A 19718-nucleotide genomic window follows, 5' to 3' on the forward strand; every position below is an offset into this window, starting at 1 on the left:
TACCCTGATTGATCTGCCTGTAAACGACAAACAAAAGGAGGTCTGCCATGAAACCGAGAACAGCATATATACCGCAACAGCAATTTCACCTGCTTATTCACTTTAAGGGTGACCAGCGCAGCGTGGCCGTATTACCAAGCCAGGTGGGCCAGTTCCTGGTAGTTGACCAGGGCCGGGTGTTAGGCGAACTTGCCTATGATAGCCACTTAAATTGTGTATCTGCCCATTGCGAGGTTGAACCCAGGATACTTACCCAGATCAAAAAGGGCATCCGAAAACATTATTCCTGATACCGCTTTTTGACGGTAATAAAAATAGCGTAAAAACACGTATCATATTGCGTGTTCATACTGTCAGGTTTTTAAAAGGGCCGTACTATCTTTATTCATGTTTTACCATTCAGCCTAAAATGAATTAACATGAGAACCCCAAAGAAAATTGTCCTGCCGGGCAGCCATAAAAAAGCGCACGCTGCACCGGCTACCGGTACGCTCGATAAAAGCGAAGCCATTGAAATAACAGTACGTATCCGCAGAAAAAAATCCATTGAACATAAAGTAGGGTCAGAGGACCGTATCAGCCAAAAAAACTATGAAAAGGAATTTGGCTCTTCGCAAAAGGACGTGGAGAGGGTCGAAGCTTTCGCAGCCCAGTATCACCTGGCCACGGCAGAGGTTGACCTGGCCCGCCGCAGCCTGGTACTCAGGGGCAGCATTGCCGATATGGAAGCCGCCTTTGGCGTTGAGCTAAGCGGGTCGAAAGATGCGGAAGGGAACGATATCCGGGTTCGCGAGGGCGATATCTTTATTCCTGCAAAACTGAAAGATATTATTGAAGGTGTTTTTGGGCTTGATAACCGTCCGGTAGCCCGCCCCATGCTGCGGTTGGCCACGAGGGACGGACAAGTAGTATCACATGCCGCGGCTCCAAATGCTTTTACCGCCGATCAGTTGGCAAAGATATATGGATTCCCGGATGGGTTTAATGGTAAAGGCCAAACCATAGCGATACTTGAGCTCGGCGGAGGCTATCGCGCAAAGGATATAAGTAAGTATTTTAAAAGCCTGGGTATTAAAAAACCGTCGGTGAAAGCTGTTTCAGTGGACAGGGGAAAAAATAGTCCGTCGAACGCCAACAGTGCCGACGGTGAAGTAATGCTTGATATAGAAGTGGCAGGGGCCGTTGCGCCGGGTGCTAAAATTGTAGTATACTTTGCCCCGAATACCGATAAGGGTTTCCTGGATATGATAACCAAAGCGCTTCATGATACGCACAATAAACCTTCGGTTATATCTATTAGCTGGGGTTCGGCAGAAGCAAACTGGACGGACCAGACCATGAAAAGCATGAATGAAACCTTTAAGGCGGCCTCGTTGCTCGGAGTAACCATATGTGTAGCCTCTGGAGACAGTGGCTCGAGCGATTCGGTTAACGACGGGCGCGTCCACGTCGATTTTCCCGCCTCAAGTCCGTATGTGCTGGCTTGCGGCGGCACGCGTTTAACCATGAACGGAAATAACATAGCATCGGAGACCGTTTGGCACGATTCCAATACATCGGCAGGCGGTGGCGGGGTCAGCGAGTTTTTCCCGCTGCCCGATTACCAGGCCAATGCTAATGTCCCGGGTTCGCTCAATTCAAGGTACGAGGGTCGCGGTGTGCCCGATGTAGCAGCCGATGCTGACCCCGATACAGGTTACAAAGTATTAGTGGATGGACAGCAGATGGTAGTTGGTGGCACCAGTGCGGTTGCGCCTTTGTATGCCGGCCTGGTGGCGCGCATCAATCAGCAAAAAGGTAAATGGGCGGGCTTTATTAACCCGGTAATTTATGCCAATCCTTCGTTATGCCGCGATATTACCGTAGGCAATAACAACACTACGGCCGCTAATACAGGCTATAGCGCCGGGCCGGGCTGGGATGCATGTACGGGCCTGGGTGTATTATCGAAGTTTTAGATATAGTTATATTGAATGTGTTTGGGCCCCTTCAACACGCGTGTTGAAGGGGTTTTTGTTTTACAGGCCGCTTTGTGTTGGATCATTTACCATTCCGGTAAACAGGATCAAACCGGTTTTCATTTCGCGGATAACGAATATAAATGGACGATTGATCCTCAACTCTTCCGGGGCAGCTGTAAGTTCAATACCCACAGATGTGGCAGCGGCTGCTTCAGTTCCGTCTTCGTCGACGGCTACATAGGCTTTATGCCTTACCTGGCTTATCTGAAGTCCGCCGCCGACGTTGATACGTGTGAAATCGGCTGACAACGAAAATGCATTACCCATGCCCATAGAAGTGAGTGCATCATTCAGCATAATCTCATAGCTGAATTTAAACTTTGGCAAAGCCAGCATTTGCGTCACCGGTCTCAGGCTGGTCATCCAGTTTTGCCAGGTGGTGCTGTTTAACCCGGCAGCAATGTCGCTTATCGATTTGCTATTATTTGGCATCACAATCACCATACTATACTTATCATTTGAATAGGGTAACTCCACCACCGATACGCCATCATCGTAATAAGTATTATAGCTGATATTTCCCTGCATGAAATCTGCCTGCTCCGAATTGGCCGCATCAGTATAGAAAGGCATTTTTTGTGTTTTAGCGGGGTCGAATTTGTTCTTCCATACACTTTTGAAGTAAATGGCATTAACCAGGAACATCACTTCGCCCGGCGATATGGACGGCAGAAGTTTGGTTATTTTCCCATTGGTTTGACCGCTTACCCAATCGTTTATCGTAGTTACGGAAGCCGGGGCTTTAAAATCGAGCGATTGCACTTTCGCATTAAAATAAGTACTGTCGGTTTTAATGAATTGTGGCAATACGCTAAATTTTTGATCATACCATATCGAATTAGCGATCTTCAAAGTGGTATTCGGATCGAGTTGCGGTAACTGGGTGACAAGTTTGTTGTAATAACTGTTTACCTGGTCCTCAGTAAAATCATTAAACCCGAGGGTTGAACGCATATCAGCAAGTGTCTGGCCGTTGGCGCCGTTCGCTGTCATGCCTAAAGCCATACTAACACTCAGGGGCGAAACAAAAAGATTTACGCCGTTAGTATTTGAAGCGGCCACTGTTTTGAACAGGTTAAAAGTAAAAGCGTTATCCCCTGTCGCCTGCTGCTGTTCTGTCGCGTTTAAGCTTAGGTTGATACCGGTGTCGGGCGATGGCTTTTTGCTATCCTTTTTACAGGAGCCAATCGTTAACAAAACAGCAACGAGGATAAGGGGCAGGACGGCGCGCTTCATAATAAATTCAGTTAATATGTTCTTTTTAATAACCTTACGGGCCGATGGTTTAAATTGTTACAGGCAACAAAACATTTACGTGTTCTCTTTTTGATACTCAACTTAAATTATAACTTTACGTGTACCCCGCAATTTCCTGTTCAAACCAATTATGATGCTATGAAAAAGTTTCCCTTCTTTGTTGCCCTGTTATTTTTCTGCCCTGCTGTTTTTGCGCAGTCGGGCAAGGTTTATGACGACCTTAGCCTTCCCAGTAAGATCTTAAAGATGGATCGAAAATATGCCGTTTATCTGCCACCCGATTTTGAAACATCAACGCGCAGTTACCCGGTATTGTACCTGCTGCATGGCAGCGGCGACGACCAGACCGGCTGGGTGCAATTTGGCGAAGTGTTGCGTATTGCTGATAACGCCATAAAAGATGGCACCGCAACCCCGATGGTCATCATAATGCCCGATGCCAATACGGGCCGCCGGGGATATTTTAACGACCCTAAAGGCGACTGGAACTACGAGGATTTCTTTTTTAAAGAATTGGTGCCCTATGTTGAAAAGAAATACCGTATCAAAAGCGATAAGCGCTATCGTGCAGTCGCTGGTCTGTCTATGGGTGGGGGAGGCAGTTTTGTGTATGCCCTGCATCATCCCGAAATGTTTTCATCCGCCTGTCCGCTTAGCGCAGCCACCGGCCCGTTGACCATTGAGGATGCTAAAAAACAATTAATGAGGACGATGCCTGACGTAGCCGATTCGGTTGTGACCCAATATTATAACCGCCAGAGTGTGGTCGCGCTGGTTAATGCCGTACCCGATGATCAGAAAAAAGCCGTGCGCTGGTACATTGATGATGGCGACGACGACTTTTTATACGAGGGCAACTGCATGGTACACATTGCGATGCGAAAAAAGGAGATCCCGCACGAGTTCCGCGTCCGCGATGGCGGCCATACGTGGACCTACTGGCGCGAATCGTTGCCAAAAGTGCTGGAATTTGTGTCGCAGGCGTTCCACCAGTATTAAGTATAAAAATCCGATGGCAGGCAACGCCCTGATATATTTGCCGTACCTGATAATGTGTGAAAACCAACATTGTTCATTCAGCACAAACAGTTAAACAAAATAACCGCTAACTTCAAAAAATTACATCATGAAACGCCGTAATTTCATTTTCAATACCGCGCTTGCAGCAAGTGCATTCAGTATTTTTGGGAAAAGCAGCTTTGCGTCGGTACTGGCCGACCAAAACTACCAGTTTAAACCGCTGCGCCGCAATGTGGGTATGTTTGCCGAGCAGGGCGGTACTATTGCCTGGCTGGTAAACAAGGAAGGTATTGTTGTTGTTGATGCTGAATTCCCCGAACCGGCAAAACACCTCATCGCCGAATTGCAAAAGCAGTCGGATAAGCCTTTCCAATGGCTTATCAATACGCACCACCACGGCGACCATACCAGCGGCAACATTTCCTTTAAAGGGTTAGTGAAAAATGTTGCGGCGCATGCAAACTCGCTGATCAACCAAAAAAATTCGGCCATTGCCCAAAAGAAAGAGGACCAGCAATTGTACCCTGATACCACCTTTACCGATACCTGGAAAATTAAAGTCGGCGACGAAAGTATTAAGGCATATTATTTTGGACCGGGCCATACCAATGGCGATAGTATGATCCATTTTGAACACGCCAATGTGGTGCACATGGGCGACCTGGTATTTAACCGCCGTTATCCTTTTATCGACAAAAGTGCCGGAGCATCAGTAAAGAACTGGCCCGTAACGCTTGAAATGGCGCAGAAGAAATTTGATAAGGACACCCTGTTTGTTTTTGGCCATGCCTTTGATCCCATGAAGGTGACGGGCGATATGGAAGATATAAAGGCTATGCAAAATTATATGGAAAAGCTGGCCGATTTTGTGCAAAGCAGTATAAAAGCCGGTAAAAGCAAAGACGAAATATTAAAGGCCCAATCCATTCCCGGCATAACAGACTGGCAGGGCGATGGCATTAACCGCAGCCTCGAGGCAGCTTACCAGGAATTCACGACTTAATAAATTACCATATGAAATTGTTCGCAGCCATCATTTTCCTTTTTCTTCCTTTCACGCAGCCGAAGGATATGACATCCACCGAATTGTTGCAAAAGATGTACGCAAAATATCATGGTAAATGGCACAAGAACCTGTCGTTCAACCAAACGACCGAGATGTACCGGAAGGACAGTCTTTTTAAGTCTCAAACCTGGTACGAACATATATTGTACCCGGATAAACTGCGGATAGAATTTGACAAACCCGGCAGCGGTAACGGCATCATTTTTCGGGCCGATTCGACCTATGTGATCAGTAACAATAAAATAACGCGTTCAATAAAGAACGAAAATGAACTGATTTTTTTTCTGGGTGGAATGTACTTCGTGCCGTTTGATCAGGTGGTGGCGCATTTCAAAGCCCTCAATTATGACCTGGTGAAATTTCATGAAGATACCTGGAAAGGAAAGCCGGTGTTTGTGATAGGAGCGGACAGCGCGGACGAAAAGGTGAACCAGCTTTGGATAGACCAGGAAAAACTCGTGTCCGTTCGCTTTATAAAATATGATGGTGATACAAAGGAAGAAGGCACCTTTGAGGACCAGGTACCGCTCAAAAAAGCCTGGAGCGAAACCCTGTGCAAATTTTACATAAACGACCATGTGCTGCAGGTAGAAAAATATCACGACGTAGTTGCCGGCGGCCCGGTTGATAAGAATTTGTTTGAGCCGGCTATGGTAGGAAAGTAGTATTGAATTCATCGTCATGCCGGGCTTGTTCAGGATGACATTTGCTATTTTATTTCCTTACCTTAGGCTATGCTTAAAAAACTCCTGTTGCTTCTAAGCCTCATTCCGGCAATAACATTCGCCCAAACGCAGCCAACTGTAATCCCTTTATGGAAAAACGGCGCGCCCGGTTTTGAAAAACTGAAAGACGTACCCGAACAGGCAAAAGATTACTGGGTTAAAAATATCAATAACCCATCGCTCACAGTTTTTCTGCCGCCGAAAGGTAAGGCAAATGGCTCGGCAATAGTAGTGTGCCCCGGTGGCGGGCACCGCTTGCTTGTTTTTAATGCTGAAGGCGTCGAACCGGGACAATTTTTGAGCAATCTTGGCGTAACCGTATTCGTATTAAAATACCGCCTGGCCCGCGACACCAATTCGCCCTATAAAATAGAGTTACACGCCAAACAGGACGGCTACCGCGCCATGCGCCTGGTGCGCAGCCTGGCAAACCAGTATGGCCTGGATACCAACCGCATAGGCATGATGGGCTTTTCAGCCGGGGGCGAAGTAGTGGATATGGTGGGTTTTGGGGATGGCAAAGGCGACCCGAATGCCGCCGACCCTGTCGACCGGCTGAACGGGAAACCCGATTTTTTGGTGCAGATATATCCCGGGCCTTTATATGTGCCTGATGCTGTTTCGGCAGATGCGCCGCCCATATTCCTGCTGGCGGCTAACGACGATCCCTGCTGTTCGCTGCCGACTATCAAGTTGCTGGAAGCATATCGTGCTGCTAAAGCTCCTGCCGAACTACATATATTGCAAAGCGGCGGGCATGGTTTTAACATGGGTAACCGGTCAAAGCTAAAATCAGTAAATACCTGGCCCCAGCGCCTGGCCGACTGGCTGTCGGACAATAATTATTTTAAACCATCAACCGAACGGCCGAAGGTGATGCATAATTGAATTTCGGATATCCTATTTATCGGCCTGGTTAAGATTTAACCTTTCAACGCTTCAATTTCTTTCAGCGATTTTGGCAAGTATTTGCCTAAAAGCTGGTAACCATCTTCTGTTATCAAAAAGTTATCCTCGATACGGATACCACCGAAATCGCGGTAGGTATTCAGCTTATCGTAATTGATGAATTCGGTGTATTTCTTTTCAGCCTGTAACCGGTCTATCAGTTCGGGGATAATGTAGATACCCGGCTCAACCGTCACAACGAAGCCAGCTTGCAGTTCGCGCCCAAGGCGCAATGATTTAAGTCCGAATATGGAGGTTTCTTTTTTCAATTTATCGGTATAACCTACATATTGTTCACCAAGGTCTTCCATGTCATGCGTATCCATGCCCAGCATGTGCCCCAGCCCGCATTGGAAAAACATAGTATGCGCCCCCGCTGCCACGGCTTCCTCCGGGTCGCCTTTCATAAGGTCTGCTTGTTTTAGCCCTTCCACCAGTTTCTGGCAGGCGGCCAGGTGAATGTCTTTATATCTCGTTCCGGGTTTCAGCATATCTATAGCATGATCCATAGAATTCAAAACTACCTCGTAAAGTTCCTTTTGCTGCTGTGTAAAAGCCCGGCCAACCGGGAAAGTACGGGTCAGATCGCCGCCGTAATGCATGGTGTTTTCAGCCCCTATGTCGCTCAGTACCATGCGGCCTTCCTGTAGTGTATTACCGTAATAATGCGTATGCAATGTCTGGCCGTGCGTCGTAATGATAGCCGGGTACCCCAGCCGCGCGTCATTGGCAATAGCAACCTCATGAGCTTTCGCAACCAGCTCGTATTCTTTAATACCTGGGCGGGTATGTTTTATCACTGCCTGCATCATATCAACGCTGATATTAACAGCTTTTTCCATCTCGGCCACCTCCAGCGGCGATTTGATAACACGCTGTGCGATCACGGCCTTGGTCAGCTTTAACGAAACATGATCGGCCAGGTCGTTTAAACTAGTATTGAACCAATCCGCCAGTTTCATCTTGTTTTCGGGGCGATATGGGGGCAGGATATGTACCTTGCGGCCATCGGTGAGCGCCTTGTGCACGTAACGGGCTATATCCGCATAGGGCTTAGTTTTGTCTACCCCAACCATGGACGCCATTTCGCTTACAGTAGGAAGTGTTCCTGTCCATACAATATCATCAATGGTCAGTTCGTTGCCGAAGATCACTTCATCGCCCGACTCCGTATCAATAATAGCCGCCAGCACCGGCACATCAAGCCCGAAATAATAAAGAAAGCTGCTGTCCTGCCTGAAAAGGTAGGTGTTATCCTTATAATTCATGCTGCTATCTTCGTTGCCGAGCAAAAGTATCAGCCCATCCTGGCCCATATTCTGCTTCAACTGGTGCCTGCGCCCTATATAAATGTACTTATCAAAAAGGTTGAGTTTCATACCGTCAAATATACTCCCCATCAGCTTTAAAAGTGATATTATTTTGCGGATACTGCGAAGTACGGGTGGGTGACGACGGCTATTCCAAATGATATAAAATAATCCATATCTTTATTGGATACATCTGTCTTTAAAATAAGGCCTTATACCTCCACAATTTATAACGGTAGGATAATACTGCTCTGCAGCCGTTCGGATATTTATCTTGAACCAATTAAACCCATGTGCTGTGAAGCATATATGAGAACTAACGAACCGGAAATACACTCATACTGCAAACACAGGTGTGCGATGCTGAAAATGATCGCAGCCATGATCATTTTATGTTCGCCTGTTAAAACATATGCTTCGATTGCAATGGGCTCACGCGCACAAATATCGGAAATGAATATTTTGCTGGTTGCAGTGGTAGCCGCGTTGCTGATAGTCATTGCGTACCGGGAAAGGCAATTACGGCGGCTTCACTCCAAGGTTTATAGCAGCGACCAGCGATTCCGAAAATTGTACGACGCAGGGCTTGTGGGTTTGATCTTCACCAATCTCGATGGTAAGGTAGTTCATGCAAATAAAGCTTTCCTGGATATTATCGGTTATACTGAAGAGGACATCAAAAATGGTGAGGTGAACTGGAACAAGCTTACGCCGCCCGAATACGCGGCCATCACCATGGAGGGTGTAAAACAAATATATGAGCAGGGGTACTGTTCTCCGTTTGAAAAAGAATATATCCGGAAGGATGGCAGGCGGGTGAGCATAATGCTGGGCTCTTCGCGCCTTGCAGAAAATGACTTTGCCGAGGCGGTAACCTATGTAATAGATGTGAGCTATAAGAAGCAGGCGGAATTGCGGGAGCAGGAATTAAACCGTACCATTAAAAAACAACGGGAAGAACTCTACAGCATATTGATGAACGCCCCGGCCATGATCGCTATCCGCAGGGGGCCGGAGCTGAGGCTTGAATTTTCAAATAAGGTAGCATCTGACTTCGCAAAATTGGGTTCAGGACTTGGTTTGACTACCGAAGAATTGATGGAAAAGTTTAAGGTGATGGCTGATCCGCAGTTATCACGGGAGGTTTACCTCACCGGTGTGCCGTTTAGTGCCAAGGCATTTCATATTCAAATGGACCGTCATGGCACGGGGCAGCCCGAAGATATATGGCTGGATATGGTACTGGAAGCCGTATATGACAATGATGGTAATATTGACGGCGTCGCATTTTTTGGATTTGACGTTACAGAACTGGTTAAGGCCAATAAGGAAGTAAAGGAAAGCGAGAACAGGTTCCGTTTTTTAGCCGATGCTATTCCCCACAAAATGTGGACATCGGGTCCCGATGGCCACGCTACATATTACAACAAGGGATGGTATGATTATACAGGATTATCTGATTTTAAAGCGCTGAATAAAAGAGCGTGGGAAATCATCCATCCGGATGACCTCGAACGCGCGAAAGAAGCATGGACAAGGGTTGTTAAAAATGGTGAGAGCCTTGAATCTGAACAGCGCTTTTTAAATACTGACGGTGAATACCTTTGGCACCTTACCCGGGTTTATCCCCATAAAGATGAAAATGGGAAGGTGATCATGTGGGTGGGTACCAGCACGAACATTCACGAGCAAAAAATGGCGTTGGAAGCGCTGAAAGTAAGCGAGGAACATTTTAAGGCGATAGCCAACAACAATTCGATCATTATATGGCAGGCGAACGAACAAGGCGCTTTGATTTACGTTAATGACACGTGGAAAAATTATACCGGGTTCGGCATAAGCGATAAACTGTTGGAGCATACCCTTGCGGCGGTACACCCCGAGGATGTACAGGGCGTTGTTGAAAAGCTTGGCAGCGAGTTTCAGGCGCGAACCCCCCTACAAACCAAATTCAGGTTTCGTAATAAGGAGGGGCAGTACCGCTGGGTGCTTACTTACGCCAACCCCTTGTTTAACCCCGGGTTTGCAGGGTATATCGGCAGCATAATTGATATAGACGACCAGGAACGCGCGCAAAAGGCCGCAAGCAAATTGTTAAAACAGCGCGACGAGTTTTTAGGCGTAGCAAGTCATGAATTGAAGACACCGATAACAAGCCTGAAAGCTTCGATGCAGATACTGGAGAAATTATCGGAAAGGGATTTCGATCCTGCTAAAATACGTCCCTTTATTGCCATGGCTAACAAGCAGGTTGGAAAATTGACGAACATTGTTGACGACCTGTTGGATGTAACCCGTATACAATCGGGAAAAATGCAGCTGAATTGTACAAATTATCTGTTCGGCGAATCAGTCCGGGATTGTATAAATGAGATCGCGCAGTACACATCTTCACACCAGATCGTCGTCAACAAAAATGAAATCCTCGAAGTGTATGCCGACCGTACCAGGATCGAGCAGGTGATGGTGAACTTTTTGAGTAATGCTATTAAATATTCACCCGGACAAAATAAGGTAATGGTCAATATTGAAAAAGCGGGCTCCAATCTGAAGTTTTCAGTTACCGATTTTGGTATCGGTATCCCGCAGGATAAGCAGGCTTATATTTTTGACCGCTTCTTCAGGGTGCATGAATCGTCTTATAATTTTTCGGGCCTTGGCCTCGGTTTGTATATTTCGTCGGAAATCATCAGCAGGCATGGGGGTAAGGTTGGCCTGGTTAGCGAGGAAGACAAAGGTTCTACATTCTGGTTCACTTTGCCACTGACGAATAAGAATGAGCAGGTATAAAAAATGCGTTCCGTATCTCACCCCGGAACGCACTATCAATATCACTCTCAATGATATTGAATCAACTAAATCTCAGATAACATGTTTAATATTGATCCAAGTTCTTTATGATCGTATCGATCGCTTACTGTACGTATGGTGGTTTATATAGTTGTAAATCAACTGATTGAAACTCTTGTTTTGCAATTGTTACAAATAAAACCAGTAATATGAACAGAAGTTTGCTTTAAAAATTGTGCTAAAGCGTATTTTTCTTTTTTATATGACATTCATATTAAATGTCAATTCGACAAAAATAGTCCTTTTTACTCTATTCACGGTTTTTTGATATCATATTATGACTTTTTGTTACTGTAAATTTTTTGTTACAATAAAACAGCTTTTGCTTGCAGCGTTGTTATGCGCGCCGGTTCTTGGCTTCGGTCAAAAGTTCAGCCGAAAGGAAATCGAGCGTTTTAAAAAGGAAGCTCAGGCAGTAACTATCATTCGTGATAACTGGGGTGTGCCGCACATTTATGGCAAGTCTGACGCTGATGCTGTTTTTGGTTTGATGTATGCGCAATGCGAAGAAAATTTCAAGGGTATCGAACGTAACTATCTTTACCAGTTGGGCAAACAGTCGGAAGTTGACGGGGAAAGTAATTTATACACCGATATTCAACTGCAGCTGATAGCCGATACGGCTGATGCTATCAGGGATTACCGCGCTGCTGCTCCGTGGTTCCGTAAATTGATGGACGCTTTTGCCGATGGCGTTAATTACTATCTTTATAAACATCCCGAAGTTAAACCGCAGGTATTTCACCATTTTCAGCCATGGTACGCACTCATGTTCACAGACGGTAGTGTAGCGGCTACCGAAACAGGTGGCATCAGCCTGAAAGAAACTGAGCGTTTTTACAGTAAAGGTCCCGATAATATGGGTGCCGTTTTTGATCGGCCGAAAATTGAAAATACCATACAGGAAAAAGAAACAGGTTCCAATGGCTTTGCTATTGCGCCCTCAAAAACGGCAACCGGGCATGCATTGCTATATATCAACCCGCACGTGCCGTTTTATTTTCGTGATGAGGTGCAGATCGTCAGCGATGAGGGGCTGAACGTGTATGGTGCCGTTACCTGGGGGCAGTTTTTTATTTACCAGGGCTTTAACCCGCATTGCGGCTGGATGCACACATCGAGTTACGCTGATGTAGCCGACCTGTACGCAGAGAAGGTGACCAAAAAAGATGGTAAATGGTATTACGAATACGATGGTCAATTGAAACCGGTTACGACCCGCCAATTGGTATTGCAAATAACAAACGGCAACAAAACCGAACAACGCACCATCACCGGTTTCTATACCCATCACGGCCCGGTGTTGGGTAGCCGCGATGGCAAGTGGCTGTCGTTAAAAGCGAATAACCGCTCGTACGAGGCCCTGCTCGAATCATGGCTCATCACTAAGGCAGGCACTTTCGCGGAATATAAAAAGGCAATGGACCTGCTGTCTAATAACTCAAACAATACAGTGTATGCCGACGACCAGGGAAACATTGCTTTCTGGTATGGCAACTATATGCCCAAACGCGATCCTAAACTTGACTGGACCCTACCCGTAGATGGCAGCACATCGGCTACCGAATGGCGGGGCATTCACAAGCTGGATGAGATCGTTCATGTTTACAACCCTTCCACCGGATGGATAGAAAATTGTAATTCCACACCCTTCACCTGTTCGGGAACTGCCAGCCCGGATAAAAGTAAATACCCTGCTTATATGTCGCCTGACGGAGAAAATTACCGCGGCGTGAATGCCATCCGGCTATTGAAAGATGCGAATAACTTGACGCTCGACAGCCTCATCGCCAAAGGATATGATCATTACCTTCCCGCGTTTGATGTGCTGCTGCCGGCCCTGTTTATGGCTTATACTTCGGCCGCAGATTCCACCAGGCAATCTCTCGCCGGACCCATCAAAGTATTGCAGGATTGGGACCGCCGTTCGGCTGTACATTCGGTAGCCACCACGCTTGCAGTGGAGTGGGGGACGCGTATGCTGATGGCTCTGCCCCGTGCCCAAACTGTGGAAGAGTCTACCGCCCAGACCACACGTATGGCCGCCATGCTCAGGAATATGCCTCCCGCCAAACAAACTGCGCTACTTGCAGAAGCCATAAAAAGCCTCGAAAAACGCTACGGAACGTGGAAAATTGAGTGGGGCGACATTAACCGGTACCAGCGGCCCGCTGATGGCATCACATTTGATGATAAAATGCCCGGCACCCCGGTGGGGATGGTTGGCTCGCAGTTCGGACAGTTGCCCTCGTTCCAAAGCCGTACCGTAAATACGCAAAAACGGTATGGTTACAGCGGCAACAGCTTTATTGCAGCGGTCGAATTTGGTCCGCGCATAAAGGCGAAGAGCATCATCACCGGCGGCGTCTCGTTCGACCCCGCCTCGAAGCACTTTACCGACCAGGCCGAAGGGTACATCAATGGTAAATTTAAAGATGTACTTTTTTACCGTGAAGACGTGCTGAAACATGTGGAAAGAACGTATCATCCCGGTGAATAAAACCGGCTGTATTACAATTATATTTGATACGAATGAAAAAACTCCTGCTTGTCGCAATAACCTGTTTTGCTGTGAAAATTGCGAACGCCCAAAGTGTGTCGTTTACTGATCTGCTGAACCTGACCAGCATGAGCAACACGCAGGCGCACGATTTTATGATATCAAAAGGTTTTAAGCAGGACGGGACACAAAGCTTCGGCGGAAAGGTATTCGACCAGTATAAAAGCGGCCGTACGCCCGATAAAACAGAAATGATGTATGTAGGCCAGGGCTCCAAAACCCCCAATGGCAATACAAAACGCGATGTATCCTACACCACTATCCAAAATGCCGACCTGGATAACCTGCTGGCGCAGGCCAAAAAATCAACCCTAACCCTCATCTTTCAGGGCGCCGATGTGAACAAAAATATTTTCCGTTTTGATAATTCTCTGTTCCGCGCCACTATATCAGTCGCTTTCGACAAAAAATCGGGTGCAGTAGATGTCTCGCAGAAAGAAAATGCCGGAAATTAGCATGTTCACGCCGCGGACTGTTCCAGTCAAAAACGGGCAATCTTAATGTGTTATTAATCAACTTGATACAAATCAATAACACGAAAAACGCGCATAAAACAATTTGAAAAACCTTGTAAATAGCTGACTGTTAGCTGTTTGACTGCTTTCAGGTTCTGTCGTTTTTGTCCTATTTAGTTCGTTGATAACCAGGCAGTTGCAGGCCAATCTCCAAAAAAGTGGCCCATTTTTAACATTTTCGTGAACACTTAACTGTTTGTTATTGACGGCCAGTACGTTAGGTGTTTTTAGGATTTGACAATAGGTTGAATATTTAAGTATTTGGCTATCAGTTGCTTAATATAGCTGACAACCAGGTTTTAGGGATGTTTTTTTAACCCCGACTCACATTTCATGTAAATAATTGAACAACAAATAATTAGCAATATAGCGGCTACTCCGCCCGTTCAAGCGTCCACGCTTGAACGAAACAACCATAGCAAGCGTCCACGCTTGCGAACAACCCGGCAATTCCGCATATTTATGCTATGTCACGCAATGCCTCAACCGACGAACTTTATTTTGTTACGCTAACCGTTACGGATTGGATCGATGTTTTTACCCGGCGCATGTATAAAGATTTCCTGGTAGAAAACCTCGATTGGTGCCGCCGGAATAAAAAGCTGAATATTTACGCCTATGTGATCATGACCAATCATATACACCTGGTGGCGAATGTGGAAAGCGGATCGTTGGGTGACGTACTGCGCGATTTTAAAACTTATACTTCAAAAGAACTAGTAAAGATGATCCGGGCGAATGAGCAGGAAAGCCGCCGGAATTGGATGATCAACGCTTTTGAAAAAGCCGGTAAATATAATCCGCTGAATAAAGACCACCAGTTTTGGCAGAACGGAAATTACCCCGTGTTGTTATATTCGGCTGCGGTGATACAACAAAAGATCGACTATATACACGATAACCCGGTTAAGGCAGGGTTTGTAGGGTCGGCTCATGAGTTTTGGTATAGCAGCGCTAACCCTGAAAGCCCGCTGAAGATTTTTGATTGATGTTGTAAGCGTGGACGCTTACAATCTTTTGGGTTCAAGCGTGGACGCTTACAATCTTTTGGGTTCAAGCGTGGACGCTTGAACCGGCGGTATTGGCGTTATTTTAGCGACGGCTCTACGCCATTCAGACGCCCCCGCCTCCCGCCCGTTCAAGCGTCCACGCTTGAACGAAATAACAATAGCAAGCGTCCGCGCTTGCGAGCCGCGCTTGCGAAATAAGACCCGCCCGTTCAAGCGTCCACGCTTGAACGAAAGACAATTGCAAGCGTCCACGCTTGCGAAATAAGATCAAAGATCCCCTTTCAACACCCTCCAAACATTATCCGCCACAATTTTAGCGCCTTCGGCAGTTGGGTGTATGCCATCTCCCTGGTTTAGTTTGGCAATACCGGCCACATGGTCGAGTAGGAAGGGGACCAGCGTTACTTTATCCTGTTCGGCAATAGCCGGGAAAACTGCTTTAAAGCTGTTGGCATAGTCGGCGCCCATGCTTGGCGGTACCATCATGCCTGCAAGAATTATCCTGGCGTCAGGGTATTTGGCTTTTACTTTGATGACGATGGTATGCAGGTTTTTTTTCGTCTCGCTTACGGGCACACCACGCAGACCGTCATTGGCGCCAAGTTCGAGAATGAATATGTCAACCTTCTGTTTCAGCGTCCAGTCGATACGCCCAAGTCCGCCGGCAGTAGTTTCGCCGCTTACCCCCGCATTGATCACGTTATAAGGCAGCTTCAGGGAATCGATCCTGCGCTGTATCACCCCCGGGAAGGCATCCTGCTCATCGTCCAACCCATAGCCGGCAGTAAGGCTATCGCCAAAAAAAAGAATGTTCTTTTTGGTGGATGCGGCCGCACTATTGGTTTGGGCTGATGCCTGTGGGGTATCATTTGCAGGTGTGTTGTTATTGCCGCAAGCCGGGAGTATTAGTATGACTAATATAAGGAAGACAAAAAAAGGATTGTCACCCTGGGCCCGTCGAAGGGTGAGGGCAAAGGTCTTCGCACCATGCTTCGGGAGCCTCAGCATGACGCCTTTTTTTGTTTTATGTTCAAATTCATACGATCAAATATAATGAAAGTCTTCTCTACCGGGATTGCTTAAACGTCCCTCCTCAAAACTTCTAACGGCGGCTTATTCAAAGTGCCGCGGCTATTCAACAATCCGATAACGATGGTGAGCACCACTATCGTCAAAAATAACAGCAATGGCTGAGTTGGGTCTGCCGTAAATGGCACCTGGAAATTGTATTTTGCTAAAAGCCAGCTTCCGGCCAGGGCTATCAGGATGCCTGTAAAAGCTGAAAGCCCGCCCAAAAAAAGATATTCTATGGTCGTGATCGCAAATATTTGCCTTCGGCTGGCACCCATTGTGCGCAATAATACGCTTTCCTGTATGCGCTGGTATTTACTGATACGGACAGATGCTATCAATACTACAATAGCCGTTACAATGCTGAACATTGCCATAAAACGGATAATGCCGCCCACTTTGTCCATTAACTCCTCCAGCACGCTCAGTATAAAACCCAGGTCTATCATCGATACGTTTGGAAAGGCCCTTACCACGTGCTGCTGGTACAGTGCCGATGCCTGTTTTGAAGGCACATGCGTGGCAAAAGCATAAAACTGCGGCGCATCGTCCAAAACACCTTTCGGGAACACGAAAATGAAATTGGTTTGCATCCGGTTCCAGTTCACTTCGCGTGTGCTGGCAACGTGCGCGTTCACGGGGGTGCCCTGTACATTAAAGGTAAGCTTGTCGCCTATCTTCAGCTTCATGCCTTTGGCAAACCGGTCCTCTACTGAAACGGGTATATCGCTACCGGCCGGCGCTTTACCTATCCATTCGCCATCAATTATCCGCTCGTTAGGCGTCAGACTGTCGCGGTAAGTAACCCGGAACTCGTTGCTGAATAGCCACATGCTGTGGTTCATCGAGCTGTCCTTTTTTGTTTCGGCTTCGTTCTTCCCTTTAAACTTGTCGATGCGTACACTTATAACAGGCACCTGCTCCAATACGGGCAGGTGTTCCTTCCTGGTTAATGCAGCCAGTGCGTCCTTTTGTTTCACCTGTATGTCGAACAGGATCATATTGGCCTGGTTGCCGCTTGAGGAAAGCGAAACCTGTTTAATGAGAATACCCTGTGTGAATAACAGTGTACAGATGAAAGCGGCGCTGAGGCCGATGGATACAACAAGGACGATGGTTTGATTATTGGGCCTGTAAAGGTTGGCAAAACCCTGCCGCCATACGTAGCTCCAGCTGCTTTTAATAAACAGGCGGGTAAGATACATTAGCAGCCGGGCTATACCCACCAGGATATAGTACGCCACCACAATGCCGATGGTAAAGAACGTGCAGGCTTGCCAGCCATCTATCTGGCTGTGGGTGAATACCGCAATAAAAGCAAGTATCACCGCATAAACCAGCCAGCGGAAAGGGTCGCGCAGCAGGTTGATGTTTTCGTACGACATGCGCAGCGTGTTCAACGGCGATATCCTGCGGATAGCGATCAGCGGCAGCAGTGCGAAAAGGACAGATATAGTTATCCCTAAAATTACGCCTTGCCCAACTGCTGCCCATGAAATATCGGTAGTGACCGAAAGAGGCAAAAAATCTTTGAAAACCACAGGCAGCAAATGCTGAACAATAGTACCCAGCGCCGCCCCCGCAATGGACCCGATGAGCCCGATGCCGATGATCTGTATCAGGTAGATCAGGAAGGCCTCATAGGCCTTTACCCCCAAACAACGCATAATAGCAATAGAAGCTATTTTTTCGCGCACGTAAATATGAATAGCGCTGGCCACACCCACGCAGCCCAGCAGCAGTGCAATAAAACCCACCAGCGCCAGGAAATCGGTCAGGTTGGCAAAGGCCCTGCCGGTATTTTGCTTCCGCGTTTCAATGGTCTCATACCCAAGTTCCAACTTCTCCATTTTTGGATCGAGGCTTTTGGTCAGCTTCGCCATATCTATCGCGTGGTCGTATTTATAGTAGAAGGTGTAGTTGATGCGGCTGCCTTTTTGCATAAGCCCGGTTTGCTCCAGGTATTGCATCGGGATGTACACCATGGGCGCTATGCCCGAAGCAATGCCGGCCTGGCCCGGGGCCTTGGTGAGCGTACCTTCGATGAGGAAGGTAACATAGCCTACTTTGATAGAGTCGCCAACCTTTGCATTGTATTGCAGCATTAAAGTTTGATCAACCAAAGCTTTTTTTCCGTTTCTGAAATCGGTGCCGGCATTTTCGGGTATGGTTTCCAGTTTGCCGTAGTAAGGGAATTGGCCCTGCAGCGCCTTTACCTGCGCCAGCCTTGTGTTTTGGCTTTTGGGGAAATAAACCATCGAGGCAAAGCTGCGCTCCTGCGAACGGCGGTCGCCCAGCGAATCGAGGAATTTTTGCGTCTTCGCATCGGGCAGCTTGCCTGAATGAACGGCCATGTCCGCACCGATCAGGGTTGCTGCCTGGGCATCGATATCTTTTTTAAGGTTAAAGCCAAAAGTGTAAATAGCCACCAGCGCGGCAATGCCGAATATGATAGACGATACGAACAGGAACAAGCGCGAACGGCTCTTGCGGCTGTCGCGCCAGGCCATTTCAAATAGCCAGCGGACACTTGTTTTCCGTTTATTAAATGGAAGTTCTGCCATGGCTGTTATGCGTTTGTTTTATCGTCAGACACCAGCTTGCCGCCCTTAATACGCAGTATGCGCTGCGTTTTGGAGGCCAGTTCCAGATCGTGCGTTACCAGCACAAGCGTGGTGCCCGCTTCCCTGTTCAGGTCAAATATCAGCTTCACTACTTTTTCACTCGTTTCAGCGTCAAGGTTGCCTGTAGGTTCGTCGGCAAATAATATTTTAGGCTGATTGCTGAATGCGCGCGCCAGCGACACCCGTTGCTGCTCGCCGCCCGATAGCTGGGCAGGGTAGTGATGACCACGATCTGCAAGCCCAACTTTATCCAGCAGGTCAAGCGAGCGCGCCCGGATATTTTTTTCACCGCGCAGCTCAAGCGGCACCATCACATTTTCCAGCGCTGTAAGCGTTGGCAGCAACTGAAAGTTCTGGAATATAAAGCCTACATATTGATTGCGTACCTGCGCACGCTTATCTTCGCTCAGTTCGCCAAGGCTGATCCCGCTCAGCGTCACGGTTCCTGTTGTCGAACGGTCGAGTCCGGCGCACAAACCCAGCAGCGTTGTTTTGCCGCTGCCCGAGGGGCCCACAATGGCGTTGGTTGAACCGGCTTCAACAGAAAAATTGATATTATCGAGTACAGTTAAAGTTTTGCCTGCGCTTTGATAAGTTTTGCCCAGGCCGGAGATATCAAGAATAGTGTCCAAAATCTTTTATTTTTATGTTGGATAGATACAGGCAGTATTTGTTACCGGCTATATCGACCGGCGCCGAAATAAAAATAGGGTATTGACAGTATAATGACTATCAATACCC

The 19718-nt window shown here is 47.2% G+C and carries 15 protein-coding genes; 10 read left to right on the forward strand and 5 right to left on the reverse strand.

Annotation, left to right across the window (positions count from 1 at the left end; translation table 11 throughout):
• Positions 1-47 precede the first annotated feature (47 nt).
• On the forward strand, positions 48-290 hold the full coding sequence (locus tag VL525_RS04910) for a hypothetical protein (protein WP_325383962.1): 243 nt from the start codon (positions 48-50) through the stop codon (positions 288-290).
• Positions 291-419: 129 nt separating this feature from the next.
• A complete protein-coding gene (locus VL525_RS04915) occupies positions 420-1958 on the forward strand; it encodes a S53 family peptidase (RefSeq protein ID WP_325383964.1) in 1539 nt (512 codons plus the stop codon).
• A gap of 60 nt (positions 1959-2018) precedes the next feature.
• On the opposite strand, the gene VL525_RS04920 is transcribed toward VL525_RS04915, so the two are convergent.
• Positions 2019-3257 carry a serpin family protein gene (locus VL525_RS04920; protein WP_325383965.1) on the reverse strand — a complete coding sequence of 413 codons (1239 nt, stop codon included), beginning with the start codon at positions 3255-3257 and terminating at the stop codon, positions 2019-2021.
• A 159-nt stretch (positions 3258-3416) separates the two neighbouring features.
• Between VL525_RS04920 and VL525_RS04925 the strand changes: the two genes are divergently transcribed.
• The 4 genes from VL525_RS04925 (at position 3417) to VL525_RS04940 (ending at position 6977) form a co-directional block, all read left to right on the forward strand.
• Positions 3417-4277: an alpha/beta hydrolase gene (locus tag VL525_RS04925; protein ID WP_325383967.1), complete on the forward strand. Its 861-nt coding sequence runs from the start codon at positions 3417-3419 to the stop codon at positions 4275-4277.
• Positions 4278-4404: 127 nt separating this feature from the next.
• On the forward strand, positions 4405-5301 hold the full coding sequence (locus VL525_RS04930; RefSeq protein WP_325383969.1) for an MBL fold metallo-hydrolase: 897 nt from the start codon (positions 4405-4407) through the stop codon (positions 5299-5301).
• 11 nt (positions 5302-5312) lie between these two features.
• Entirely contained in the window at positions 5313-6029 is a 717-nt protein-coding gene (locus VL525_RS04935; RefSeq protein ID WP_325383971.1) for a hypothetical protein, read from the forward strand.
• A gap of 69 nt (positions 6030-6098) precedes the next feature.
• Positions 6099-6977, forward strand: coding sequence for an alpha/beta hydrolase (locus VL525_RS04940; RefSeq protein WP_325383973.1), 879 nt, complete (start codon positions 6099-6101; stop codon positions 6975-6977).
• Between the two features lie 35 nt (positions 6978-7012).
• Here the strand turns inward: VL525_RS04940 and VL525_RS04945 are convergent, their stop codons facing one another.
• A complete protein-coding gene (locus VL525_RS04945) occupies positions 7013-8416 on the reverse strand; it encodes an aminopeptidase P family protein (RefSeq protein WP_325383975.1) in 1404 nt (467 codons plus the stop codon).
• A gap of 291 nt (positions 8417-8707) precedes the next feature.
• Here VL525_RS04945 and VL525_RS04950 point away from each other — a divergent pair, with 291 nt between their 5' ends.
• From VL525_RS04950 to VL525_RS04965, 4 genes are all read left to right on the forward strand, one after another.
• Positions 8708-11137: a PAS domain S-box protein gene (locus VL525_RS04950; RefSeq protein ID WP_325383977.1), complete on the forward strand. Its 2430-nt coding sequence runs from the start codon at positions 8708-8710 to the stop codon at positions 11135-11137.
• 382 nt (positions 11138-11519) lie between these two features.
• Entirely contained in the window at positions 11520-13697 is a 2178-nt protein-coding gene (locus tag VL525_RS04955; protein WP_325383979.1) for a penicillin acylase family protein, read from the forward strand.
• Between the two features lie 32 nt (positions 13698-13729).
• A complete protein-coding gene (locus tag VL525_RS04960) occupies positions 13730-14212 on the forward strand; it encodes a hypothetical protein (RefSeq protein WP_325383981.1) in 483 nt (160 codons plus the stop codon).
• A gap of 527 nt (positions 14213-14739) precedes the next feature.
• On the forward strand, positions 14740-15261 hold the full coding sequence (locus tag VL525_RS04965; RefSeq protein ID WP_325383983.1) for an REP-associated tyrosine transposase: 522 nt from the start codon (positions 14740-14742) through the stop codon (positions 15259-15261).
• 288 nt (positions 15262-15549) lie between these two features.
• Here VL525_RS04965 and VL525_RS04970 read toward each other — a convergent pair whose 3' ends face one another.
• From VL525_RS04970 to VL525_RS04980, 3 genes are all read right to left on the reverse strand, one after another.
• On the reverse strand, positions 15550-16290 hold the full coding sequence (locus VL525_RS04970; protein WP_325383985.1) for an arylesterase: 741 nt from the start codon (positions 16288-16290) through the stop codon (positions 15550-15552).
• A 71-nt stretch (positions 16291-16361) separates the two neighbouring features.
• A complete protein-coding gene (locus VL525_RS04975; RefSeq protein ID WP_325383987.1) occupies positions 16362-18917 on the reverse strand; it encodes an ABC transporter permease in 2556 nt (851 codons plus the stop codon).
• A gap of 5 nt (positions 18918-18922) precedes the next feature.
• Entirely contained in the window at positions 18923-19609 is a 687-nt protein-coding gene (locus VL525_RS04980; protein ID WP_325383989.1) for an ABC transporter ATP-binding protein, read from the reverse strand.
• Between the last annotated feature and the right edge of the window lie 109 nt (positions 19610-19718).

This window comes from Mucilaginibacter sp. (assembly GCF_035492695.1).
In the GTDB taxonomy this organism is placed as follows: domain Bacteria; phylum Bacteroidota; class Bacteroidia; order Sphingobacteriales; family Sphingobacteriaceae; genus Mucilaginibacter.